Annotated in this window: 22 protein-coding genes; 6 read left to right on the top strand and 16 right to left on the bottom strand. The window is 70.6% G+C overall.

The genetic code is table 11. The features are described 5' to 3' along the window. Nucleotides 1-36 precede the first annotated feature (36 nt). The 14 genes from ACZ5XS_RS33590 to ACZ5XS_RS33525 form a co-directional block, all read right to left on the bottom strand. Nucleotides 37-906, bottom strand: coding sequence for a Pro-rich N-terminal domain-containing protein (locus ACZ5XS_RS33590; RefSeq protein WP_468657754.1), 870 nt, complete (start codon nt 904-906; stop codon nt 37-39). Between the two features lie 196 nt (nt 907-1102). Next, nucleotides 1103-2194: a 3-dehydroquinate synthase gene (gene aroB / locus ACZ5XS_RS33585; protein ID WP_468657752.1), complete on the bottom strand. Its 1092-nt coding sequence runs from the start codon at nt 2192-2194 to the stop codon at nt 1103-1105. Further along, on the bottom strand, nt 2191-2709 hold the full coding sequence (locus tag ACZ5XS_RS33580; protein WP_468657750.1) for a shikimate kinase: 519 nt from the start codon (nt 2707-2709) through the stop codon (nt 2191-2193). The genes aroB and ACZ5XS_RS33580 overlap by 4 nt, the downstream gene beginning before the upstream one ends. Continuing rightward, nucleotides 2706-3890, bottom strand: a complete 1185-nt coding sequence (aroC, locus tag ACZ5XS_RS33575; protein ID WP_468657748.1) for a chorismate synthase — start codon at nt 3888-3890, stop codon at nt 2706-2708. The genes ACZ5XS_RS33580 and aroC overlap by 4 nt, the downstream gene beginning before the upstream one ends. Before the next feature lie 208 nt (nt 3891-4098). Next, entirely contained in the window at nt 4099-4938 is an 840-nt protein-coding gene (locus tag ACZ5XS_RS33570; RefSeq protein ID WP_468657746.1) for a shikimate dehydrogenase, read from the bottom strand. Beyond that, nucleotides 4919-6685 carry an endolytic transglycosylase MltG gene (mltG, locus tag ACZ5XS_RS33565; protein WP_468657744.1) on the bottom strand — a complete coding sequence of 589 codons (1767 nt, stop codon included), beginning with the start codon at nt 6683-6685 and terminating at the stop codon, nt 4919-4921. Before mltG ends, ACZ5XS_RS33570 begins: the two co-directional genes overlap by 20 nt. Before the next feature lie 121 nt (nt 6686-6806). Further along, a complete protein-coding gene (gene ruvX, locus ACZ5XS_RS33560; protein ID WP_307679980.1) occupies nt 6807-7271 on the bottom strand; it encodes a Holliday junction resolvase RuvX in 465 nt (154 codons plus the stop codon). Nucleotides 7272-7303: 32 nt separating this feature from the next. Then, a complete protein-coding gene (gene alaS, locus ACZ5XS_RS33555; protein ID WP_468657742.1) occupies nt 7304-9976 on the bottom strand; it encodes an alanine--tRNA ligase in 2673 nt (890 codons plus the stop codon). After that, entirely contained in the window at nt 9976-10332 is a 357-nt protein-coding gene (locus tag ACZ5XS_RS33550) for a hypothetical protein (RefSeq protein WP_468657740.1), read from the bottom strand. Before ACZ5XS_RS33550 ends, alaS begins: the two co-directional genes overlap by 1 nt. Nucleotides 10333-10341: 9 nt before the next feature. Further along, nucleotides 10342-10791, bottom strand: a complete 450-nt coding sequence (locus tag ACZ5XS_RS33545) for a DUF948 domain-containing protein (RefSeq protein ID WP_217239620.1) — start codon at nt 10789-10791, stop codon at nt 10342-10344. A gap of 363 nt (nt 10792-11154) precedes the next feature. After that, a complete protein-coding gene (locus ACZ5XS_RS33540; protein ID WP_468657738.1) occupies nt 11155-11307 on the bottom strand; it encodes a hypothetical protein in 153 nt (50 codons plus the stop codon). Nucleotides 11308-11788: 481 nt separating this feature from the next. Further along, on the bottom strand, nt 11789-12403 hold the full coding sequence (rpsD, locus tag ACZ5XS_RS33535) for a 30S ribosomal protein S4 (RefSeq protein ID WP_053748612.1): 615 nt from the start codon (nt 12401-12403) through the stop codon (nt 11789-11791). A 324-nt stretch (nt 12404-12727) separates the two neighbouring features. After that, a complete protein-coding gene (locus ACZ5XS_RS33530) occupies nt 12728-14083 on the bottom strand; it encodes a replication-associated recombination protein A (RefSeq protein ID WP_468657735.1) in 1356 nt (451 codons plus the stop codon). A 69-nt stretch (nt 14084-14152) separates the two neighbouring features. Beyond that, on the bottom strand, nt 14153-14809 hold the full coding sequence (locus ACZ5XS_RS33525; RefSeq protein ID WP_468657733.1) for a vitamin K epoxide reductase family protein: 657 nt from the start codon (nt 14807-14809) through the stop codon (nt 14153-14155). Nucleotides 14810-14954: 145 nt separating this feature from the next. Between ACZ5XS_RS33525 and ACZ5XS_RS33520 the strand changes: the two genes are divergently transcribed. The 4 genes from ACZ5XS_RS33520 to ACZ5XS_RS33505 are packed head-to-tail and all read left to right on the top strand — an operon-like array spanning nt 14955 to nt 18488. Beyond that, a complete protein-coding gene (locus tag ACZ5XS_RS33520) occupies nt 14955-15821 on the top strand; it encodes an ABC transporter ATP-binding protein (RefSeq protein ID WP_468657731.1) in 867 nt (288 codons plus the stop codon). After that, entirely contained in the window at nt 15818-16663 is an 846-nt protein-coding gene (locus ACZ5XS_RS33515) for an ABC transporter permease (RefSeq protein WP_468657729.1), read from the top strand. The genes ACZ5XS_RS33520 and ACZ5XS_RS33515 overlap by 4 nt, the downstream gene beginning before the upstream one ends. Continuing rightward, complete coding sequence (locus tag ACZ5XS_RS33510) at nt 16639-17868, top strand: sensor histidine kinase (protein ID WP_468657806.1); 1230 nt, start codon at nt 16639-16641, stop codon at nt 17866-17868. Before ACZ5XS_RS33515 ends, ACZ5XS_RS33510 begins: the two co-directional genes overlap by 25 nt. After that, on the top strand, nt 17865-18488 hold the full coding sequence (locus ACZ5XS_RS33505) for a response regulator (RefSeq protein WP_468657727.1): 624 nt from the start codon (nt 17865-17867) through the stop codon (nt 18486-18488). The genes ACZ5XS_RS33510 and ACZ5XS_RS33505 overlap by 4 nt, the downstream gene beginning before the upstream one ends. Before the next feature lie 223 nt (nt 18489-18711). Here ACZ5XS_RS33505 and hisS read toward each other — a convergent pair whose 3' ends face one another. After that, nucleotides 18712-19974 carry a histidine--tRNA ligase gene (gene hisS, locus ACZ5XS_RS33500; protein WP_468657725.1) on the bottom strand — a complete coding sequence of 421 codons (1263 nt, stop codon included), beginning with the start codon at nt 19972-19974 and terminating at the stop codon, nt 18712-18714. Between the two features lie 11 nt (nt 19975-19985). Further along, nucleotides 19986-20702 (bottom strand): MBL fold metallo-hydrolase, encoded by a 717-nt coding sequence (locus ACZ5XS_RS33495; RefSeq protein ID WP_217239629.1) that lies wholly within the window; start codon nt 20700-20702, stop codon nt 19986-19988. Nucleotides 20703-20882: 180 nt separating this feature from the next. On the opposite strand from ACZ5XS_RS33495, the gene ACZ5XS_RS33490 reads away from it, so the two are divergent. Both ACZ5XS_RS33490 and ACZ5XS_RS33485 read left to right on the top strand, forming a co-directional pair. After that, the gene (locus tag ACZ5XS_RS33490; RefSeq protein ID WP_468657723.1) at nt 20883-21701 is read left to right on the top strand and encodes a peptidylprolyl isomerase; all 819 of its coding nucleotides are present in this window, start codon (nt 20883-20885) and stop codon (nt 21699-21701) included. Between the two features lie 134 nt (nt 21702-21835). Next, the gene (locus ACZ5XS_RS33485; RefSeq protein ID WP_468657721.1) at nt 21836-23065 is read left to right on the top strand and encodes a DUF349 domain-containing protein; all 1230 of its coding nucleotides are present in this window, start codon (nt 21836-21838) and stop codon (nt 23063-23065) included. Nucleotides 23066-23096 lie beyond the last annotated feature (31 nt).

Raw genomic sequence — 23096 nt, 5'->3', positions numbered from 1 at the left:
GCCCCGCGCACCTGGCGCCGGCTCAGTCCGCCGCGTTCACCAGCTCGGCGGGCTCGCTATCGACCTGGCCAGTACGTCGTCCAGGATCTGGGCCGTCTGCGGTACGTCCAACTGGGAGTTGTCGATGATGGGCAGGCCCGAGCCGTACCAGCCCGCCATGCGGCCGTGGATGCGGGCGACCTCGTCGTCGGTGAGGCGGCGGTTTCCGGAGCGCTCGGCGTTGCGCTCCAGGACGATCTCCAGGCCCGGCAACAGAACCACCGGCAGCAGGCCGGGGCCCACGTGGCGCTTCCAGCCGCCGAGGCCGACGACCGGGCGGTCGGGGAACACGGCGTCGTCGAGGATGCACGAGATGCCGTTGGCCAGGAAGTTGCGGGCGGCGAAGCCGCAGGTGCGGCGGGCCAGGCGGTACTGGGCCTCGGAGTGGTCGTTCCACCCGGACTGCGGGTCGGCGAAGCCCGAGCGGACCCATTCGCGTACGTCGTCGAGGCTGATGTGGGCGGTGGGGACCCGGCGGTGGTCCGCCCAGTACTTGGCGACGCTGGTCTTGCCGGCACCGGCCGGGCCGATGAGCAGGACCGCGAGGGTGGTGCCGGCCGGGTCGGCGGCGGCCGGGGCGGGCGGCGCGCTCGGCATGGCGACGGGGGCGCCGGACGGCAGCGGCAGATGGCCGGTGGTGTCCGGCACCGGCGAGGCCGGGGCGTGCTGCGGCGCGGGCGGTACCTGCGCCGACGGGGCGCCGGCGAAGCCCGGAGCGGGTACGGGCGGCGGGGGCACGGGGGCGGAACCCTGATGTGCGCCCGGGTGCTGCGGACCCGGGTGGTGTGCGGCCGGCGACCAGCCGACGGCCGGTCCGTGCCCCGGCTGGTGGGGCGGCGGCAGCGGAGAACCCACTGCGTGCTGCATCCGGTGCCACTCCGTCTCGTACAGGCAATGGGTGCTGACAGCGCGGGTAAGTCCCGCTCCCCCACAGCCTAAAGGGCGTGGGAGGGGCTCCCGTCGGAACGGTACCGCCCCCGGCCGTCGTTTGGTGCAACGGCCGGGGGCGGTCCGAAGTGCCCCATCAGGCAAGGGGAATCGGTCGGAAGGCGCACTCGGGGATCTACTCGCCCACTTCGCCGTACGCGGCGAGGAGGACGGCCGGGTCGGGGCCCTCCAGGACGGTGGGCTTGGCCAGCCCGTCCAGGACGATGAAGCGCAGCAGGTCGCCGCGGGACTTCTTGTCGACCTTCATGTTCTCCAGCAGCTTGGGCCACTGGTCGTAGCGGTAGTGCAGGGGCAGCCCGACCGATTCCAGGACCGTGCGGTGGCGGTCGGCCGTGGCGTCGTCCAACCGGCCCGCGAGGCGGCCGAGTTCGGCGGCGAAGTGCATGCCGACCGAGACCGCCGCACCGTGGCGCCACTGGTAGCGCTCGTTCTTCTCGATGGCGTGCGCGAGCGTGTGGCCGTAGTTGAGGATCTCCCTGAGGCCCGACTCCTTCAGGTCGGAGGAGACGACCTCGGCCTTGACCCGGATGGACCGCTCGATGAGCTCCGCGGTGTGCGGGCCCGCCGGAGTGCGCGCGGCCTCCGGGTCGGACTCGACGAGCTCCAGGATCGTCGGGTCGGCGATGAAGCCGGCCTTGATCACCTCGGCGAGCCCGGAGACGTAGTCGTTGACCTGGAGGGAGTCCAGCGCGGCCAGGTCGCACAGCACGCCGGCCGGCGGGTGGAAGGCGCCGACGAGGTTCTTGCCCTCGGCGGTGTTGATGCCGGTCTTGCCTCCGACGGCCGCGTCCACCATGGCCAGCACGGTGGTGGGGATGGCGATCCAGCGCACCCCGCGCAGCCAGGTCGCGGCCACGAACCCGGCGAGGTCCGTGGTCGCACCGCCGCCGACTCCGACGACGACGTCCGTGCGGGTGAAGCCGGACTGGCCGAGCGCCTTCCAGCAGTAGGAGGCGACCTCGGCGGTCTTGGCCTCCTCGGCGTTGGGCACCTGGATGGCGACGGCCTCGAAGCCCTGCTCGGCCAGGTCGGCACGGAGCGCTTCGCCGGTCTCGGCCAGCGCCTCGGGGTGCACGATCGCGACCCGCTTGGCCCTGTCGCCGATCAACGCGCCGAGTTCGCCCAGGAGTTGCCGGCCGACGAGGACCTCGTAGGGCTCGCTGCCCGCGGTACCGCCGACCTGGATGCGGGTGACTGCCTCGCTCATGCTTCCTTCAACTCCAGTGCGTCCATGGCCGCTTGGGTGACCGCTTCGGGCGTACGGCCGTCCGTGGACACGACCGCGGTGGCGATTTGCTCGTACAGGTGCCGCCGCGCCTCCATCAGCTCGCGCCACTGCTTGCGCGGATTGACGGCGAGCAGTGGCCGGGCCGCGTTCAGGCCGGTGCGCTTGACCGCTTCCTCGACGTCCATGGAGAGGTAGACGACGCGCTGCCCGGCGAGCAGCGCGCGGGTGTCCTCGTCCAGGACCGCGCCGCCGCCCAGCGCGAGGACGCCGTCGTGGTCGGCGAGTGCCGTGTGCACGGCCCGCTTCTCGATCGCGCGAAAAGCCGGCTCGCCCTCGTCGACGAAGATCTCGGCGATGCTCCGGCCCTGCTCGGCGACGATGTCCTCGTCGGTGTCCCGGTAACCGACCCCGAGCCGCTCGGCGAGGAGCTGTCCGACGGTGGACTTGCCGACGCCCATCGGGCCGACCAGGACGACCAGCGGCACAGCGCTCATCGGACCGGGAGGTTGTCGAGGTACGACCGCACGTTGCGGTGGGTCTCGGCGACGCTGTCGCCGGCGAACTTCTCCGCGACGGCGTCCGCGAGGACCAGCGCGACCATCGCCTCCGCGACGATGCCGGCGGCCGGCACCGCGCACACGTCCGAGCGCTGGTGGTGGGCCTGAGTGGCCTCGCCGGTGACGACGTCCACGGTCTTCAGTGCCCGGGGCACGGTCGCGATCGGCTTCATCGCGGCCCGCACCCGCAGCAGCTCACCGGTGGTCAGGCCGCCCTCTGTGCCACCGGAACGGCCGGTGGCCCGCCGGATGCCCTCGTCGGTGGCGACGATCTCGTCGTGCGCCTGGGAGCCGGGCACCCGCGCCAGGTCGAAGCCGTCGCCGACCTCGACGCCCTTGATCGCCTGGATGCCCATGAGGGCGGCGGCCAGCCGGGCGTCCAGCCTGCGGTCCCAGTGCACGTGCGAGCCCAGGCCCACCGGCACGCCGTAGGCCAGCACCTCGACCACACCGCCGAGGGTGTCGCCGTCCTTGTGGGCCTGGTCGATCTCCGCGACCATCGCCTTCGACGCGTCCGCGTCCAGGCAGCGCACCGGGTCGGCGTCCAGCTTCTCGACGTCCGAGGGCCTGGGGTACACGCCGTACGGCGCCTTCGCGGCGGCCAGCTCGACGACGTGCGAGACGATCTCGATGCCGGCCGTCTCCTTGAGGTACGACCGGGCCACCGCGCCCAGCGCCACCCGGGCCGCCGTCTCTCGGGCGGAGGCGCGCTCCAGGATCGGCCGGGCCTCGTCGAAGCCGTACTTCTGCATGCCGGCGAGGTCGGCGTGGCCGGGGCGCGGGCGGGTCAGCGGGGCGTTGCGGGCCAGGCCCGCGAGGATCTCGGAGTCGACGGGGTCGGCCGCCATGACCTGCTCCCACTTCGGCCACTCGGTGTTGCCCACCATGATCGCGACGGGCGAGCCGAGGGTGAGGCCGTGCCGCACACCGCCGATGAACGTGATCTCGTCACGCTCGAACTTCATGCGGGCGCCGCGTCCATAGCCGAGTCGGCGCCGGGCCAGGTGGTCCGCCACCATCTCCGTGGTGATCGGCACGCCGGCGGGAAGTCCCTCCAGCGTCGCGACGAGTGCGGGACCGTGGGACTCGCCCGCGGTCAGCCAGCGCAACCTGCTCAACGGTGCTCCTCAGTGCTCGCGCCCTGGTACTGCCCTTCGTACACGTGTCCTCGCGTACGGCGACGGCCCGACCAGGTGCGCGGCCCTGGCCCGCCACCTCCGATCCTCCCACGTCCGGGCGCCGGGACAGGCCGCCGGTCCACAGGGCGGACGGGATCCCGCCGCCGGGGCCCGGGACCGAGCGGGTCTCAGCGCGTCCTGACCTGCCCTAGCGGGCCGCGAGCGCGTGCTCGCCCGCCTTGCGCATGGCGTCCAGCGGGGCCGGGGCACGTCCCGTCATCTGCTCGACCTGCAGCACCGCCTGGTGCACCAGCAGGTCGAGCCCGCTGACGACGGCCCCGCCGTACGCGGACCAGCGGGCGGCGAGCTCGGTGGGCCACGGGTCGTAGAGCACGTCGAAGAGGGTGGCGGGCCGCTCCGGCAGCGCCGAGGCCAGCGCGTCGGTCGCACCGGCCGGAGTCGTCGCGATGACGAGCGGTGCGTGCAGGGCCTGCCCGGCGTCCGCCCAGTCCGCCGTCCGGACCTCGACGTCCAGCCGCTCGCCCCACTGCCGCATCTCGGCGGCGCGTGCCCCACTGCGTACGTAGGCGACGACCTCACCGGTGCAGATCCGGGCCAGCGCGGCGAGCGCGGAGGAGGCGGTGGCGCCGGCGCCGAGGATGGCGGCGGAGTCGACCTGTTCGATGCCGTGTTCGCGCAGGGCCGCGACCATGCCGGGGATGTCGGTGTTGTCGCCGACCCGGCGGCCGTCCTCGGTGAACACGACGGTGTTGACCGTGTCCACCGAGGCGGCCGTCTCACTGATCTCGTCGAGCAGCGGGATGACCGCCCGCTTCAGCGGCATGGTCACCGAGAGCCCGGCCCACTCCGGGCCGAGTTCGGCGAAGAACCCGGGCAGCGCGGCCTCGTCGAGCTCGAACCGGTCGTACGACCAGTCGGCGAGTCCCAGCTCCTTGTACGCGGCGCGGTGCAGCACCGGCGAGAGGGAGTGGGCGATGGGCTTGCCGAGCACGGCGGCCCGGCGGGCGTCAGCTGCCCGAGCTGGCATCGAACTTGTCCTTGAGCTTGAGGAACGCGGCATGCGTCTTGGCGAACTCGGTCTTGCTGACGCCGTCGACGGCCACGAAGTAGTACCAGCCGTCGTCCGTCGGATCCAGTGTCGCCTTGATCGCACCGTCGCCCGGGTTTCCGATCGGACCGGGCGGCAGACCCTTCTGCGTGTACGTGTTGTACGGGTCCTGGTTGCTGTTGATCTCGGACTCACTGATGTTGATGTTGCTCTCGTTCTTCAGGTAATTGAAGGTCGAGTCGAACTGCAGCAGTCCATAGGTCTCGGGGTTCGCGAGATCGAGGCGGTTGTAGACGACCTCCGCCATCTTGCGGTAGTCGTCGTCGGTCTTGCCCTCCGCCTGGACGAGACTCGCGACCGTGATGACCTGCAGCGGGTTGTCCAGCTTCAGCGCCTTGGCCTTGGCAGTCAGGTCGAGCGCCTCGTACTTCTCGGCGGCCTGGCTCACCATCTCCTTCAGGACCGTCTCGGGCTTCATGCCCTTGGCCGCGGGATAGGTGCCCGGATAGAGGAAGCCCTCCAGCGGGTCCTTGATGTCCTTGTTGCTGTTCGCCCAGCTCGGCAGACCGAGGCTCTTGTACCCCTTGTCGGCGGCTTTCCTGGTGGTGCCGGCCGACAGTTCGAGCTGCTGGTCGATCGCCTTGTAGACGCTGATATTGCGCTCGCCCGGCCTGACCAGCACGTTGTTCTGGCTCTTGGGGTCGAGCATCATTTCGATGGCGCTCGCGGCGGACATCTGCTTCTTCAGCAGATAGGCGCCCGCCTGCAGGGTCTTCCCCTTGGAGTTCTGCTCCTGAGCCGCGACGAAGGCGTCGACGCTCTTGACGACCCCCGCCTCTTTCAGCTTCTGGCCGATGGTCGATCCGTAGGCACCCTTCGGGATGACCACGGACACCACCTCGCCCGTGCCGTCCCCCGCGTAGTCCGGAGCCGTGCCGAAACGATCCTTGTAGAACTGGTACCCGAAGTAGCCGACCCCGCCCAGGCCTCCGCCGAACACCAGCAGGACCACCAGACAGGCGCACCCGCTGCGGCGCTTCTTGGGCTTGCCACCCCGGCCTTTGCGGTCGCCGCCGCGGCCGCTCTTCGGGTCGTCCCTGTCGCCCGCGTCGTCCTCGTCGTCGTCGGCGCCCGAGAAGAAGGCGTGCTCGCCCTGGTCGGGGCCGGGATCCCAGTCGGCCTGCTGCGGTTCGGGTTCGGTGCGCCGACGCGCGGGCGGCTCCGGCGGCGGGTAGGCGTCCGGCGTGCCGTAGAAGTCGGGCTGCTGCTCCGCGCCGTACGCCACGCCCTGCTGCTGCTGTGCGTACGGGTCCGACGGGTCGGTGTACGGCACGTGCGCGTGCGTGCCGGTGCCCCAGGAACCGTTGTCGTACTGCTGCTGGGGCTGGGGCGCGTACTGCTGCTGGCCGTACTGCTGCTGGTCGTACTGCTGCTGGTACTGCTGGTCGCCGTACTGCTGCTGACCCTGCTGCTGACCGTGCTGCTGCTGGTCGTACTGCTGCTGGTACTGCTGTTGCGCCTGACCGTATGCGGCCTGCTGGCCGTCGCCCCAGCTTCCATCGTCGTACTGCGGCTGCTGCGGCTGCTGCGGATAGTGCTGCGGCTGGCCGCCGTAGGGGGACTGCTGGCCCGTGTGGGCCTGCTGTCCGCCCCATCCGCCGTCCCCGTACAACGGGTCCTCCGGATGCCACGGTTCGGAGCCTTCGCCCCGGCCATACTCAGTCATCGATCCCCTTGAGCCGCGAGGCGGCGGTCGCGCGGCTTTCGGCTCGGCTCCCGTTCCGCCTCTCTTTGTGCGGTGGCTGTTCGAACACCTCCACATCGCGCGGAACGTTACCGTATCGCGATCAGATGACCACTTCGACGTCCTCGCCGGGTGCTTTACCTGACACTCGTTCGGATTCCAGGGCCTGCTGGAGGATGATCACGGCTGCCACCTGGTCGATGACCGATCTGCCCTTTTTCGACTTCACACCCGAAGCGCGAAGCCCCTGACTGGCCGTCACCGTGGTCATCCGTTCGTCCACGAGCCGGACCGGGACGGGGGCGATCCCCCGGGCGAGCTCCTGCGCGAAGCCGCGGACCTTGACCGCGGCCGGGCCCTCGCCCCCCTTCAGGGAGCGCGGGAGGCCGACCACCACCTCGATCGGCTCGTACTCCTCGACCAGTTGCCGGAGCCTGCGGTGAGCTGCGGGAACGTCGCGGCCGGGGACCGTCTCCACCGGGGTGGCGAGGATCCCGTCGGGGTCGCACGAGGCGACCCCGATGCGGGCGTCCCCGACGTCGATCGCGAGACGACGGCCGCGGCGCATGCCGCGACCGTCGCCCGCCTGGATTTCGGCGCTCACTTGGCCGTTTCCGCCACGAGCCGCTCGACGGCGTCGACGGCCTCGCCGATGGCGGCGGGGTTCTGGCCGCCGCCCTGGGCGACGTCCGGCTTGCCGCCACCGCCGCCACCGAGGGTCTTGGCGGCCGTACGGACCAGGTCACCGGCCTTGAGGCCGCGCTCGCGGGCGGCTTCGTTGGTGGCGATGACGGTCAGCGGCTTGCCGTTGTTGACCGCGAACACGGCGACCACGGCGGCACGTCCGCCCTGGATGCGGCCGCGCACGTCGAGGACCAGCCGGCGCAGGTCGTCGGGGGTCGTACCGTCCGGGACGCGGCCGGTGACGACGGCGACACCGTGGACGTCCTTGGCGGACTCGGCGAGACCGGCGGCGGCCTGGAGCACCTTCTCGGCGCGGAACTTCTCGATCTCCTTCTCGGCGTCCTTCAGCTTGCCGAGCATGGCGGAGACCTTCTCCGGAAGTTCCTCCGGACGGCCCTTGATCAGCTCCTGGAGCTGGGCGACCACCGTGTGCTCACGGGCGAGGAAGTTGTAGGCGTCGACACCGACCAGGGCCTCGATACGGCGCACACCCGAGCCGATCGACGACTCGCCGAGCAGCTTCACCAGACCCAGCTGGGCGGTGTTGTGCACATGCGTGCCGCCGCACAGCTCCTTGGAGAAGTCGCCGATGGTGACGACCCGGACGCGTTCGCCGTACTTCTCGCCGAACTCGGCGATGGCACCCTGCTTCCTGGCCTCGTCGATGCCCATGACGTCGGCACGGACGTCCAGGTCGCGGGCCAGCACCTCGTTGATCTTCTGCTCGACGTCGGTCATCACGGCCGTCGGAACGGCGGACGGCGAGCCGAAGTCGAAGCGGAAGCGGCCGGGCTGGTTCTCGGAACCGGCCTGGGCGGCCGTCGGGCCGAGGGCGTCGCGCAGGGCCTGGTGGGTGAGGTGGGTGGCCGAGTGGGCGCGGGCGATGGCCGTGCGGCGGCGGTTGTCGATCGAGGCGTGGGCCTTGGAACCGACGGTGACCTCGCCGACCTGGACGACGCCCTTGTGGACGTACACGCCGGGCACGGGCTTCTGGCAGTCGCGGATCTCGATGACGGCACCGGTGTCCACCTTGATGCGGCCGGTGTCGCCGATCTGGCCGCCGCCCTCGGCGTAGAAGGGGGTGCGGTCCAGGACGATCTCGACCTCGTCGCCCTCGGTGGCGGCCGGGGAGGAGGCGCCGTCGACGAGGATGCCGACGATCGTGGACTCGCCCTCGGTGTCCGAGTAGCCGATGAAGTCGGTCTCGCCGGCCTTGTCGGCGATCTCGCGGTAGGCGCCGACGCCGGCGTGGCCGGTCTTCTTGGCCTGGGCGTCGGCCTTGGCGCGCTCCCGCTGCTCCTTCATCAGGCGGCGGAAGCCGTCCTCGTCGACGGACAGGCCCTGCTCGGCGGCCATCTCCAGGGTGAGGTCGATGGGGAAGCCCCAGGTGTCGTGGAGCAGGAAGGCCTTGTCGCCGGACAGGACCTTGCCACCGGCCTGCTTGGTCTCGGTGACGGCGGTGTCGAGGATGTTGGTGCCGCCCTTGAGGGCCTTGAGGAACGCGTTCTCCTCGGCGACGGCGACCTTCTCGATCCGCTCGCGGTCGGTGACGAGCTCGGGGTACTGCTGCCCCATCATCTCGATGACCGTGTCGATCAGATCCTTGACGACCGGGCCGGTGGCACCGAGCAGACGCATGTTGCGGATGGCACGGCGCATGATGCGGCGCAGGACGTAGCCGCGGCCCTCGTTGCCGGGGGTCACGCCGTCGCCGATGAGCATCACGGACGTGCGCATGTGGTCGGTGACCACGCGCAGGGAGACGTCCGAGTCGTGCGAGTCGCCGTACTCGACACCGGTCAGCTCGGTGGCCTTCTTGATGACGGCCATGGAGGTGTCGATCTCGTACATGTTCTGCACGCCCTGCAGAATCATGGCGAGCCGCTCCATGCCGAGGCCCGTGTCGATGTTCTTGCTCGGCAGGTCTCCGAGGATCTCGAAGTTGTCCTTGCCGATGCCCTCGCCGCGCTCGTACTGCATGAAGACGAGGTTCCAGATCTCCACGTACCGCTCGTCGTTGACGGCGGGGCCGCCCTCGACGCCGAATTCGGGGCCGCGGTCGTAGTTGATCTCGGAACAGGGACCGCACGGGCCGGGAACGCCCATGGACCAGTAGTTGTCCTTCATGCCGAGGCGCTGGATGCGCTCCTTGGGCACACCGATGTTCTCGTGCCAGATGCGCTCGGCCTCGTCGTCGTCCTTGTAGACGGTGATCCAGAGCTTCTCCGGCTCCAGGCCGTAACCACCCTTGTCCTGGGGCGTGGTGAGCAGCTCCCAGGCGTACTTGATGGCGCCTTCCTTGAAGTAGTCGCCGAAGGAGAAGTTGCCGCACATCTGGAAGAAGGTGCCGTGCCGCGTGGTCTTGCCGACCTCTTCGATGTCGGGCGTGCGCACGCACTTCTGCACGCTGGTGGCGCGCGACCACGGCGGCTTGACCTCACCGAGGAAGTAAGGCTTGAAGGGCACCATGCCGGCGGGGACCAGGAGCAGAGTCGGGTCGTCCGCGATGAGCGACGCCGAAGGGACGACGGTGTGCCCGCGCTCCTCGTAGAAGCTCAACCAGCGGCGACGAATCTCGGCCGACTCCATCAGTGGTCCTCATTCCGGTTGTACGTGTACGTCGTCCTGTCGTTGTCGACGGACTTCGGATTGCTGCGGTTCTCGATGGCGGTGTACCGCCGGGGTGCGGGGAGTTCGGGGTCGACGGAGGCGTTCAGCCCGAGCGCGTCGCCCAGTTCCTCCTCCCGCTGGGCCATGTTGTCGCGGACGTCCAGCGCGAAGCCCACCGCGCGGTCCTTGATGCGGTGACCGGCATCGAGCGCCTTGTTCGCCGCGGTCACGGCGAGGTTCTCGGGGGTCAGCTGCTTCAGCTTGCGATTGACCTTGGTGGTGGCCCACACACCGGCGGCGACGCCCGAGGTGAACCAGAAGGTACGGCGGAACATCGCTGGCTCTCAGTCCTTCTTTTTGCGGAGGTCTCGCTTGTCCCGCCGAGAGACCGTGCGGCCCACGATCACGGTACGCCGGGGTGCCTTCGCGGGCACGTCTTCCTTGCTGCCGCCGAGGGCCCGGCGCACGCCGTAGCCGAAGGCGGCGACCTTCACCAGGGGGCCGCCGAAGGTCGAGGCGACCGTGGTCGACAGCGCGGAGGCGTTCGACGTGACCTCCTGGACGTCGGAGGCGATCGCGTCGACCCGGTCGATCTGGGTCTGCGCGGAGCGCACCGCCGAGGAGGCGTCGGCCAGCAGCGGGACGGCCTGGTCGGTCACGTCCGCCACGAGCTTGGTGGTCGCCCTGAGCGTCTGGGCCAGCCTCGCCAGCGCGACGGCGAGGAAAGAGACCAGAATCGCCCAGAAGACGGCCACCAGGATCCCGGCCACCTCTCCACCGGACACTGTGTGCACCCGCTCCCTGAAACGTGCCTGCGTATCGGAAAAGTCGTACGCCGAGCCTATCGCGCCGGGGTCCTGACTCCGAACCGGATTAGGGCCCGCGCGCGGCCGCACCGCGGGAGGCGATTGTACGGACCGAACACATCTCAGTACGTTCCGTGGTCCACGTGCGCCCATCAGCCCGGCGGCACCTCGATGAGCGGCGATCTGCCCCTGGATCCCGACGCGTTCGCGGCCGCACGGCCGAACTCTCCGGGCCGGCGCGGGCGCTCGGCCCCTCGCGGCTCGTCACGGTCGAGGGTGTGGGCGGGGTGGGCACGTCGCGTCTGGCGGCGCGCGCGGCCGCGCGGTCCGCCGCCGACGGCGTGTGGCGTGTCAGCTCGCACCGGTGCGCGATCCGGAGTTCGCCGCCACGCTTTCGTGGCGGCGCTCGGGCTGACGGACCACACCGCCCGGCTGCCGCGCGAGATCCTGCTCGCGTATCTCGGCGGGCGCCAACTCCTGCTGCTCAGCAACGGGTTCGAGCACCAGCCGGACGCGTGCGCCGACCAGGTCGGCGACCCGCTGCGCCGGGCGCCCGGCCTCGGGGTGCTCGCCGGGGGACGCCGGCCGTGGCGGGCGAGCGGGTGTTCACGCTGGGGCCGCCGGCCGAACAGGGGCAGACCCCACCGACGGCCACATCGCGGCGGCGCCCTGCAGCAGCGCGGCCTCCGCCGGGTCGCCCTCCGTGGCCGTGAGCAGGGCCGGTGGCTCGATCGTCGGCCTCGTCCTGCGCGAGGCGATCGCCCGGGGATGCGGCTGACGGGCCGTACGGGGCGGGCGTACGGCAGGGCGCGCGGCTCGGCCGGGACGCGACGGCCGCCCAGGCCTGCGCTGGGCTCTGCGGGAACGCCGGCTGGTGCGGCCACACGACGGCGACCCTGGCCCCGACACGCACGAACCCGCCGCCTCGCCCACCCGGAAGGGCGGCGAGACGACGGGCTGAGGTGGTGCTACGGCCTGCTGGTGATCAGCGGGCGTAGTACTCGACGACGAGCTGCTCGTCGCAGATCACCGGGATCTCCTTGCGGTTCGGCTCGCGGTCCAGGCGGAAGGCCAGGGCGCGGAGGTTCACCTGGAGGTAGCGCGGGGTCTCGCCGTCGGGGGCGAAGCCACCCTCGCGGGCGATCGAGAACAGGGTCTTCTCGCGGCTGCGCTCGCGGACCATCACGACGTCGTCGGGCTTGACGCGGAAGGACGGCTTGTCGACCTTCTGGCCGTTGACCTCGATGTGGCCGTGGACGACCATCTGGCGGGCCTGGTAGATCGTGCGGGCGATGCCCGAACGCAGGACCAGCGCGTCGAGACGGCGCTCGAGCTCGATGACCAGGGCCTCACCGGTCTTGCCCTGGGTCTTGGCGGCACGCTCGTAGGCGCGGACGAGCTGACGCTCGGACACGTCGTACTGCGCGCGCAGACGCTGCTTCTCGAGCAGACGGACCTTGTAGTCCGAGTTCTGCTTGCGGCCACGGCCGTGCTCACCCGGCGGGTAGGGGCGGGCCTCGAAGTACTTGACGGCCTTCGGGGTCAGCGCGATGCCGAGGGCACGCGACTTCTTCACCTTGGGGCGGGACTGGTTCGGCATGAACCAAACACCTCGTGTTTCTGATGCGAATACGGCTTCACCAGGGTTAGGGGAGGTCGCATCCGCAGCCGGGGAAACCCCGCCGGTCCACTGGGGACCTGCCGGGCAGCCGCTCCCTGGTCTGGGCACAACGTGCAGCACGCGAGTGGCCCACCGGCCGTTCCCGGGAATCCGGGTGGTGGTGGGCTGCCCGCGACACCGTTCGACGGTGCGCGACGCTCCTGGAGATCCTGGCGGACCAGGCCTCCGGCTGGATGTCCCGTTCTGGTGAACCGGCCTGAGCCGGACACGGGACGCAGCACTTCGGGCGAGTCTACAGGGTGCTCAAGGCCGCTTGCGACCGAGGTGCTTCCTGGTCCACTCCACCGCGTCCGCGTACCGGGCCTCGGCGCCGTGCCGGGTGGGGGTGTAGTACTCGCGGTCCTGGATCGCGTCCGGAGCGTACTGCTGGGGCGCGATGCCCTCGGGCAGGTCGTGCGGATACACGTACCCCTGCGCGTGGCCGAGCTTGGCGGCGCCCTTGTAGTGCCCGTCGCGCAGATGCGGCGGCACGGCACCGGCCAGTCCCTTGCGCACGTCGTCCAGGGCGGCGCCGATCGCCGTGGTCGCGGCGTTGGACTTGGGGGCCAGGGCGAGGGCGATGGTGGCGTGGCTGAGGGTGAGGGCGGCCTCGGGGAAGCCGATCATGGCGACGGCCTGGGCGGCGGCGACCGCGATCGGCAGGGCGTTCGGGTCGGCGAGGCCGATGTCCTCGCTGGCGGAGATCATGAGGCGACGGGCGATGAAACGGGGGTCCTCGCCGGCCTCGATCATGCGGGCCAGGTAGTGCAGGGCCGCGTCGACGTCGGAGCCGCGGATCGACTTGATGAGGGCACTGGCCACGTCGTAGTGCTGGTCGCCGTCCCGGTCGTACTTCACGGCGGCCCGGTCGACGGTCTCCTCGAGCGTCTGGAGGGCGACCTCCGTCTCGCCCTTGTCCAGGGCCGCCCCGGCGGCGGCCTCCAGGGCGGTCAGGGCGCGCCGCGCGTCGCCGCCGGCGATGCGCAGCAGGTGGTTCTCGGTGTCCTCGGGAAGGGTGACGGCGTCCCCCAGCCCGCGCTCGTCACTCACCGCACGCCGGACCAGGGAACGCAGGTCGTCGTCGGTGAGGGGTTCGAGGGTGAGGAGGAGGGAGCGGGACAGCAGCGGGGAGATGATCGAGAAGTACGGGTTCTCGGTGGTCGCTGCGATCAGGGTCACCCAGCGGTTCTCGACGGCCGGAAGAAGGGAGTCCTGCTGGGCCTTGCTGAAGCGGTGGATCTCGTCGAGGAAGAGGACGGTCTCCTTGCCGTAGCCACCGGTGGCGCGGCGGGCTCCGTCGATGACCGAGCGGACCTCCTTGACGCCGGCGGTGATCGCCGACAGTTCCACGAAGCGCTTGTTGGTCGCCTTGGAGACGACGTAGGCCAGGGTGGTCTTGCCGGTGCCGGGCGGGCCCCAGAGGATCACCGAGGAGGGCCCGGCGGGGCCGCCGGCGCCCTCGCCGACCAGTCTGCGCAGCGGGGAGCCCGGCTTCAGCAGGTGCTGCTGGCCCACGACCTCGTCGAGGGTGCGCGGGCGCATCCGGACCGCCAGGGGGCTGCTGGACGGGTCCTTCTCCTGGCGTTCTTCTGCTGCGGCGGTGAACAGGTCGGGCTCCACGAGGAAAACCCTATGTCACACCACTGACAATCCGGTCGGGGCCGTCGCAAGGCCCCGGACCCCGGGCGGTCAGCTGGTCCAGAAGTCCCACCAGCGGGTCAGGATCAGCATGCCGATGATGCCGATGTGCAGGACCGGCATGACCCAGGTGAACTCGCCGAAGAAGTTCTTCAGCCAGCGCGGGGCGGGCAGGAGGTCGTTGCGGATGTTGAACGAGGTCACGTACCAGAACATGATGATCGTCGCGACCCAGGCCAGGCAGCACCACAGGCACAGCGCGTTGATCCGGTACAGCGACTGGAACATCAGCCAGGCGCAGAAGCCGACGCCGAAGAGGGTGCCGGCGTTGAGGGTGAGCCAGTACCAGCGCGGGAAGCGGGCGCGGGCGAGCAGGCTCATGCCGACGGCGATGACGATGCCGTAGCAGACGAGGCCGAGCATCGGGTTCGGGAACCCGAAGGCCGAGGCCTGGTCGCTCTCCATCACGCTGCCGCAGGAGACGACGGGGTTCAGGCTGCAGCCGGGGGTGAAGGACTTGCCCTCGACCTTCGCCTCGAGCAGCTTGAACTTGTCGATCGTGATGACCCACGCCGCGAGCAGACCCGCCGCACCGGTGATCACGAGCAGCAGCGCGAACGCACGGCTGCCGCCCACCGACCGCGGGGCGGCCTCGGTGCGCTCCGGCCCCGGTTCGGTGGAGACGTCCTTGACTGTCGTCTTGCTCATCACGCCGATTCCATCACTTGAGAGGTGGACCTTCCGCGGACAGCGCTCATTGTGCCGTACGCAGGCGTGTGTCCACCGTTCGGTGGACGTAAGGACGTACGCACGGTCGTCCCGGAGCGCTCGGTTCCCAACGAGGCTCGTCTGCATGACAGCACACGCGAACGAACTCGCTGTGGATGTACGAGGGCTGCGCAAGCGGTACGGCGACGTGACCGCCGTCGACGGCATCGATCTCGGTATCCGCAGGGGAGAGGTCTTCGGCCTGCTGGGACCCAACGGGGCGGGCAAGAGCACGACGGTGGAGATCCTTCAGGGCAACCGCGGCAGGGACGCGGGCGAGGTGTCCGTGCTGGGGGCGGATCCGGCGCACGGCACACGCGCGTGGCGCTCACGCGTCGGAATCGTCTGGCAGGACGAATCCGCGCCCGCCGAGTTGACGGTCCGCGAGACCGTGCGGCACTTCGCCCGCTACTACCCAAGGCCCCGGGACCCGGAGGAGGTCATCGGCCTGGTCGGTCTGCGGGCCAAGGCGGACAGCCGGATCAAGGCCCTCTCCGGCGGGCAGCGCCGCAGGCTCGACGTCGCGCTCGGAGTGATCGGCGGCCCCGAGCTGCTGCTCCTGGACGAGCCGACGACGGGATTCGACCCGGCGGCTCGCCGCCAGTTCTGGGACCTGATCCGCAAGCTGTCCGCCGAGGGCACGACCATCGTGCTGACCACGCACTACCTGGAGGAGGCGGAGGCCCTGGCGGACCGGCTGGCGGTCGTCGCCCGGGGGCGGGTCGTCGCCGAGGGCGATCCGGCGGGCCTGCGGGAGCGGTACGGCACGGGCGCCACCGTCGCGTGGACCGACCCGGACGGCACCCCGCGCACGGAACGCACGGACACGCCCACCAGGACGGTCGGCGCGCTCATGGGCCGCTTCGACGGCGAGATCCCGGGGCTGCGGGTGAGCCGCCCCACGCTGGAGGACGTCTATCTCCGGCTGACCGGACAGGAGGACGCGCGATGACCACGACCGCCGCACGACCACGGTCTCTGGCGCCCGACGAGCGGCTGCCCGGTGTCTGGGGCATCGGTCTCGGGCGCGGCGCCCTGGAGCTCCGGCAGTTCTTCCGGCAGCGCGACCACGTGGTGTTCACCTTCGCCTTCCCGGTGGTGTTCCTGTTCCTGTTCGCGTCGATCTTCCGCGACGACGTGCGGGGCGCTGGCATCAACGCCTCGCAGCTGTACGTCCCGGCGATGATGGCCGCCGGCATCATGTCGACGAGTTTCCAGTCCCTCGGCGTCTCGATCGCCATCGAGCGGGACGAGAAGGTGCTGCGGCGGCTGCGCGGCACGCCGATGCCTCCGGCGGCGTACTTCCTCGGCAAGATCTGGCTGGTTCTGGTCACCGGTCTGCTGGAGACCGCGATCCTGCTGCTCGTCGGCACGGCCTTCTACGACATCGATCTGCCCTCGGACGCGGGCCGGTGGCTCGACTTCGCCTGGATCTTCGTTCTCGGTCTGACGGCGTGCTCGCTGCTCGGGATCGCGATCAGCTCGATCCCGAAGACCGGCAAGAGCGCGACCTCCGTGGTCGTCCTCCCGTTCCTGGTCCTGCAGTTCATCTCCGGGGTGTACATCGCGATCGACACCATCCCGGGCTGGATGCTGAACATCGGCGCGCTGTTCCCGCTGAAGTGGATGTGCCAGGGCCTGCGCGGGGTGTTCCTTCCGGAGTCGGCGCAGGTCCTGGAGCAGGCCGGGGACTGGGAGTTCTGGCGGATCGCCCTGGTGCTGGGGGCGTGGTGCGTCGGAGGATTGCTGCTGTGTCTGCTGACCTTCCGATGGAAGAACCGGCGCGACGGGTGACCGGCCCGGACGATGTCGTCGGCGCCTACAGCTGGGCGCGGTCGTTCCGGATCTGGGACACCTACTTCGCGCTCATCTGGCTGGCCACCCTGGTGTTCGTGCTCGGCACGGCGAACCCGGGGTGGCCGGTCCGCCTCGCCGCGGCCGCGCTGCTCGTGCCTCTCATCCCCCTGTTCGTGTGGGTGGGGCGGCCCATCCTGCGGGGCGATCCGCCCGAGGAACGACAGGCGCTCGGCTACCTGGTGGCGGCGATGGCGCTGTTCCTGCCGTCGGCGATCCTCGTGGGCGAGACCCGGCTGATGACCTTCGCGCTGGTCCCCCAGTGCTTCATGTCGTTGCGGATCCGGCGGGCGCTGACGGCGGTGGCCGTCATCAATCTCGCGCCCGTGGCCGGCTGGGCCCTGCTGTGGTGGCCGAGCGACCAGGACGTCTTCTTCAACGGGCTGTTCGCCGTGGTCACCCTCGTCTTCTCGGTGGCCGTCGGCACCTGGGTCATCCGGATCATCGAGCAGAGCCAGGAGCGGGCCGAGCTGATCGCCGAGCTCGACGCGAGCCGCCACGAGGTCTCCCGGCTGTCGGCCGCGCACGGCGCCCTGGCCGAGCGGGAGCGGATGGCCCGGGAGATCCACGACACGCTCGCGCAGGGCTTCACCAGCCTGCTGATGCTGGTCCAGGCCGTCGAGGCGGAACTCGACCACGACGTGTCCCAGGCCCGCCGGCATCTGGCGTTGATGGACGAGACGGCCCGGCTGAACCTCGCCGAGGCCCGCGCCCTGGTCACCGGGGGCGGACCCGCGGACCTGGCCGGCGCCTCCCTGCCGGACGCGCTGCGCAGACTGGCCGCCCGCCACGAGGCGACGCTGGAGGTGACCGGTCCCCTGCGTCCCCTCCCCGCCGGTCCCGAGGTGGTCGCCCTGCGCGCCTGTCAGGAGGCGCTGGCCAACACCCGCAAACACGCGGGGAGTCCGATGTCGGTCGGCATCACCGTCGGGTACACCGACGACACGCTCACCGTGTCCGTACGCGACGACGGCTGCGGCTTCGACCCGTCCGCCGCCGGCACAGGTGCCGGCGGCTACGGTCTGGCGGGGCTGCGGGCCCGGGTCGTCGAGGCGGGCGGGACGGCCCAGGTGCGCAGTGCCCCCGGCGCCGGCACGACGGTGACCGTCCGCCTGCCCGTACCGCCCCCGAGGAGTTCACCGTGATCCGGATCATCCTGGCCGACGACCATCCCGTCGTACGGGAGGGACTGCGGGCGATGCTGAGCGCGGAACCGGACCTGGAGGTGGTCGCCGACGCGTCCAGTGGGCCGCAGGCGGAGGCGCTGGCCGCCGCGTTGCGGCCCGACATCGTGCTGATGGACCTGCGGATGCCGGGCGGCGGGGGCGTGGACTCCATCGTGCGGATGAGCGAGGCGGGCCTGCCGTGCCGGGTGATCGTCCTGACGACGTACGAGACGGACCGGGACATCCTGCGGGCCGTGGAGGCGGGAGCGGCGGGCTACCTGCTGAAGGATCTGCCGCGCGCGGAACTGGCGGAGGCGGTGCGCGCGGCGGCCCGGGGCGAGACCGTGCTGGCGCCGTCCGTGGCGGCACGGCTGGTGGACCGGCTCCGCACGAGGCCGGAACGACCGCGGTTGTCGGAGCGTGAGACGGCGGTCCTGCGGCTGGTGGCGGAGGGCTGCACGAACGCGGAGATCGGGCGCCGGCTGTTCATCGGCGAGTCGACGGTGAAGACCCATCTGCTGCGGGCCTTCGGCAAGTTGGGGGTGGACGACCGGACGGCGGCGGTGACGAGTGCGATGCGGCACGGCCTGCTCGACTGAGGGAGCCCGCCCCCGCCGCCCCTTCCCTCTCCCGTCGTTCTGGGGCTCCGCCCCAGACCCCGCTCCTCAAACGCCGGAGGGGCTGAATTTCAGCCCGTCCGGCGTTTGAGGACGAGGCCTTTCGGGCCGAAGCGGGGGTCTGGGGGCGCAGCCCCCCGGGGACGGGACGGGTAGGGGCGGCGGGGGCGATGAAACACCCCCGCGCGCACCCCCGTCACTCCCCTCAGCCCAGCCTCGACTCCAGTTCCGCCACGATCTCGTTGACCCCGACCGCCGTCTGCTCGCCGGACTCCATGTCCTTGAGCTGGACGACGCCCTCGGCGAGGTCGCGTTCGCCGGCGACGACGGTGTAGCGGGCGCCACTGCGGTTGGCGTTCTTCATGGCGCCCTTCAGCCCCTTTGCGCCGTAGGAGAAGTCCGCGGCGATACCCACCTTGCGCAGCTCGGTGACCTTGGCGAACAGCACCCGGCGGGCCTCCTCGCCGAGCGGCACCGCGAACACGCTGGTGAGGGAGGGGAGTTCGAGCGCGACGCCCTCCGCCTCCAGGGCCAGGACCGTGCGGTCGACACCCAGCGCCCAGCCGACGGACGGCAGCGCGGGACCGCCGATCATCTCGGACAGGCCGTCGTAGCGGCCGCCGCCGCCCACCGCGGACTGGGAACCGAGACCGTCGTGGACGAACTCGAAGGTCGTCCGGGTGTAGTAGTCCAGGCCGCGCACCAGCTTCGGGTCGTCCTCGAAGGAGACGCCAGCGGCCGTGATCAGCTCACGCACCTCCTCGTGGTACGCCTTGCAGGCGTCACACAGGTAGTCGCGCAGGATCGGGGCGTCGGCGAGCTGCTTCTGGACGTCGGGACGCTTGTCGTCCAGGACCCGCAGCGGGTTGATGTCCGCGCGGCGCAGCGTCTCCTCGTCCAGGTCCTGGCCGCGCAGGAAGTCCTGCAGGGCGGCCCGGTACACCGGACGGCACTCCTTGTCGCCCAGGCTGTTCAGCAGGATCCGGAAGCCGCGCAGGCCCAGCGAGCGGTACGCCTGGTCGGCCAGGATGATCAGCTCGGCGTCCAGCGCCGGGTCCTCGGCGCCGATCGCCTCGGCGCCGACCTGGGAGAAGTGACGGTAACGGCCCTTCTGGGGACGCTCGTAGCGGTAGTACGAGCCGGAGTACCAGAGCTTGACCGGGAGGTTGCCCGCCTTGTGCAGGTTGGCCTCGAGCGCGGCCCGCAGCACGGAGGCCGTGCCCTCGGGGCGCAGGGCGAGCTGGTCGCCGCCCTTGGTCTCGAAGGCGTACATCTCCTTCGTCACGATGTCGGTGGACTCGCCGACACCGCGCGCGAACAGTTCGACGTTCTCGAAGCCGGGCGTCTCGATGTAGCCGTAGCCGGAGTTGCGCAGCGGCGCGGCGATCGCCTCACGGACCGCCAGGAACTTGGCGCTGTCCGGGGGGATCAGGTCGTACGTGCCCTTGGGGGCCTTGAAGGTGCTCACGGAAGGTCTCGTCACATTCCTCGTCGGGGGGCGTCCACGCTGCCGCGTTCCTCGCGGCCCGCGGCCACCTGCCGCAGATACGGGTTGGTGGCGCGCTCCTGGCCGATGGTCGTCTGGGGGCCGTGACCGGACAGCACCACGGTCGAGTCCTCGAGCGGCAGGCACACGCGGGCCAGCGAGTCGAGCATCTCGTCCATGTCACCGCCGGGCAGGTCGGTGCGTCCGATGGAGCCGGCGAACAGCAGGTCGCCCGAGAAGAAGACCGGCGGGATGTCCGCGGCCTCGGGCATCCCGAAGGTCACCGACCCCTTGGTATGGCCGGGCGCGTGCGCGACGGACAGCTCGAGGCCCGCGAGCTCAAGCCTCGCGCCGTCGGTCAGCTCCTTGACGTCGTCCGGTTCCCCCACGGTCAGCTCGCCCATCAGCTGCGTCCCGATCGACCGGCCGAGACCCATCGACGGGTCGGTCATCATGTACCGGTCCTCGGGGTGGATCCACGCCGGTACGCCGTGCGCGCCGCACACCGGGACGACCGAGGCCACGTGATCGATGTGGCCGTGCGTGAGGACGACGGCGACGGGCTTGAGCCGATGCTTCTTCAGCGTCTCCTCGACTCCCTGGGCGGCCTGGTGGCCGGGGTCGATGATCACGCACTCCTCACCGGCGGCGGGGGCGACGAGATAACAGTTCGTCCCCCAGGCCCCGGCGGGGAACCCGGCAATGAGCACGATCGTCCTTCGTTTGTGTCGATACGGGCGGGCTTCGGAATGGCTGCGCCTGTGGTCAGAGCCTACCGGCGCTGCCGATTACTCAGCGAACCCATATACGGTACGGGGCACACGCAGGCGGTCGGCTCACAAGACGCACGCGTCCCAGCAGGCGTACGAGACGCATGAGGAGAGAATCCGGTGGTCACCCAGGAACAGCGGAAGCGGCAGCTTGCCCGGGAGAAGTTCTTGCGGCAGCAGCAGCGGCGCACATCCGCGCGACGCAAGGCGCGCATGCGCAACTCGGTGATCGCGTCCGTGCTCGGCGTGGTCGTGATCGGCAGCCTCGCGCTGTACACGACCGGCGCCCTCAAGGACGACGACAAGACCAACGCGAGCTCCGAGACGACGCCGAGCGCGGCGCCGACCAGCAAGGCGCCGGACCCGTGCGAGAAGCCCGCCGCCGGCAAGGTCAAGACGGCGACCTGGAAGAAGGAGCCGGCGGTCACCATCGACAAGTCGGCGAAGTACACGATGACGTTGGCGACGACGTGCGGTGACATAGAGATCGCGATGAAGACGTCGGCCGCGCCGCACACCGTGAACTCGTTCAGCTTCCTCGCCGGCAAGGGCTACTTCGACCACACCAAGTGCCACCGGCTCACCACCAACGGCATCTACGTGCTGCAGTGCGGCGACCCGACCGGCTCCGGCAGCGGCGGCCCCGGTTACACGATCCCGGACGAGAACCTGAAGGACAAATCCCTCAAGGACAACGTCTACCCGGCGGGCACGGTCGCGATGGCGAACACCAGCCAGCCGAACACCGGCGGCAGCCAGTTCTTCCTCGTCTACCAGGACAGCCAGTTGCCGCCCAGCTACACACCGTTCGGCACGATTTCGGAAGGCGGCATGAAGGTTCTGAAGAAGATCGCCGCCGCCGGAGAGAGCACCGGAGCGGGCGACGGAGCGCCCAACGCAACGGTCGTCATCAACAAGGCAACCGTCACCAAATCCTGACCCCCAACTGCGAAATTTCGGTCGCGCGGGATGCGGACAGGCAACCCGCCGGTCGCCTATGTTGGCCGTGACGAAACTGTGGACGATGCTCGGGGGCGCTGAGGCCCTCGCAGGCATCATGTGGAGGAGGCGCTGTGAGCAGCGACCCGTGGGGCCGCGTCGACGAGACGGGGACCGTGTACGTGCGTACGGCCGACGGCGAGCAGGTCGTCGGTTCCTGGCAGGCCGGCTCCCCTGACGAGGCACTGGCCTACTTCGAGCGCAAGTACGAGGGCCTGGTGGTCGAGATCGGCCTCCTCGAGAAGCGAGTCAAGACCACCGATCTGTCGGCGAAGGACGCGCAGGCCGCGATCGACCACATCCGCGAGCAGGTCGACGCGCACCACGCGGTCGGCGACCTGGACGCCCTGCGGGTCCGGCTGGACGCGCTCGTAAAGACCGTCGAGAAGCGTCGCGAAGAGCGCAAGCAGCAGCGCGCGAAGCAGTCCGACGAGGCGCGTCATGCCAAGGAGGCGCTGGTCACCGAGGCGGAGGAGCTGGCGCAGTCGGACCAGTGGCGGGCGGCCGGTGAGCGGCTGCGCGCCCTGGTGGACACCTGGAAGGGCCTGCCGCGCCTGGACCGCAAGTCGGACGACGAGCTGTGGCACCGCTTTTCCCACGCCCGTTCGGCGTTCTCCAAGCGCCGCAAGGCGCACTTCGCGTCGCTGGACGCGCAGCGCGAGGAGGCCCGGAAGACCAAGGAGCGCCTGGTCGGCGAGGCCGAGGCGATGTCCGGCTCGACGGACTGGGGGCCGACGGCCGCGCGCTACCGCGAGCTGATGGCCGAGTGGAAGGCCGCGGGACGCGCCCAGCGCGAGCACGAGGACGACCTGTGGAACCGCTTCCGCGGCGCCCAGGACGTCTTCTTCGCCGCCCGCAGCTCGGTCTTCGCCGAGCGGGACGCCGAGCAGTCCGAGAACCTGAAGCTGAAGGAGGAGCTGGCCGAGGAGGCCGAGAAGCTCCTGCCGATCGGTGACCTGAAGAGCGCGCGTGCCGCGTTCCGCTCGCTCAACGAGCGCTGGGAGGCCGTCGGTCACGTGCCGCGTGACGCGCGGCCGAAGGTCGAGGGCCGGATGCACGCGGTCGAGCGGGCCCTCCAGGAGGCCGAGGAGAGCGAGTGGCGCCGGTCGAACCCGGAGGCACGCGCGCGTGCCGAGGGCCTGACCGGCCAGCTCCAGGCGGCCGTCGACAAGCTGCAGGGCCAGATCGAGCAGGCGCGGTCCCAGGGCAACAACGCCAGGGCCGACAAGCTCGCGAGGGAGCTGGAGGGCCGCCAGGCCCTGCTGGACCAGGCGCTGAAGGGTCTGCAGGAGTTCGGCGGCTGACGCTCGTCACGCAGGTGCGAAGTGGGGCTCC

Source organism: Streptomyces sp. NPDC033131, assembly GCF_055578365.1.
Note: the sequence above shows the minus strand (reverse complement) of the source record. Positions and strands in the feature narration are given on the sequence as shown.

Excerpts from the sequence above, each read along its gene's own strand:
- ACZ5XS_RS33510 (WP_468657806.1), top strand. The coding sequence starts at position 16,639 with ATGGAAGAACCGGCGCGACGGGTGACCGGCCCGGACGATGTCGTCGGC.
- ACZ5XS_RS33590 (WP_468657754.1), bottom strand. The coding sequence starts at position 906 with ATGCAGCACGCAGTGGGTTCTCCGCTGCCGCCGCCCCACCAGCCGGGG.
- ACZ5XS_RS33515 (WP_468657729.1), top strand. The coding sequence starts at position 15,818 with ATGACCACGACCGCCGCACGACCACGGTCTCTGGCGCCCGACGAGCGG.
- aroB (WP_468657752.1), bottom strand. The coding sequence starts at position 2,194 with ATGAGCGAGGCAGTCACCCGCATCCAGGTCGGCGGTACCGCGGGCAGC.
- ACZ5XS_RS33570 (WP_468657746.1), bottom strand. The coding sequence starts at position 4,938 with ATGCCAGCTCGGGCAGCTGACGCCCGCCGGGCCGCCGTGCTCGGCAAG.
- ACZ5XS_RS33520 (WP_468657731.1), top strand. The coding sequence starts at position 14,955 with ATGACAGCACACGCGAACGAACTCGCTGTGGATGTACGAGGGCTGCGC.
- ACZ5XS_RS33580 (WP_468657750.1), bottom strand. The coding sequence starts at position 2,709 with ATGAGCGCTGTGCCGCTGGTCGTCCTGGTCGGCCCGATGGGCGTCGGC.
- ACZ5XS_RS33550 (WP_468657740.1), bottom strand. The coding sequence starts at position 10,332 with ATGTTCCGCCGTACCTTCTGGTTCACCTCGGGCGTCGCCGCCGGTGTG.
- ruvX (WP_307679980.1), bottom strand. The coding sequence starts at position 7,271 with ATGCGCCGCGGCCGTCGTCTCGCGATCGACGTCGGGGACGCCCGCATC.
- rpsD (WP_053748612.1), bottom strand. The coding sequence starts at position 12,403 with ATGCCGAACCAGTCCCGCCCCAAGGTGAAGAAGTCGCGTGCCCTCGGC.
- alaS (WP_468657742.1), bottom strand. The coding sequence starts at position 9,976 with ATGGAGTCGGCCGAGATTCGTCGCCGCTGGTTGAGCTTCTACGAGGAG.
- ACZ5XS_RS33525 (WP_468657733.1), bottom strand. The coding sequence starts at position 14,809 with ATGAGCAAGACGACAGTCAAGGACGTCTCCACCGAACCGGGGCCGGAG.
- mltG (WP_468657744.1), bottom strand. The coding sequence starts at position 6,685 with ATGACTGAGTATGGCCGGGGCGAAGGCTCCGAACCGTGGCATCCGGAG.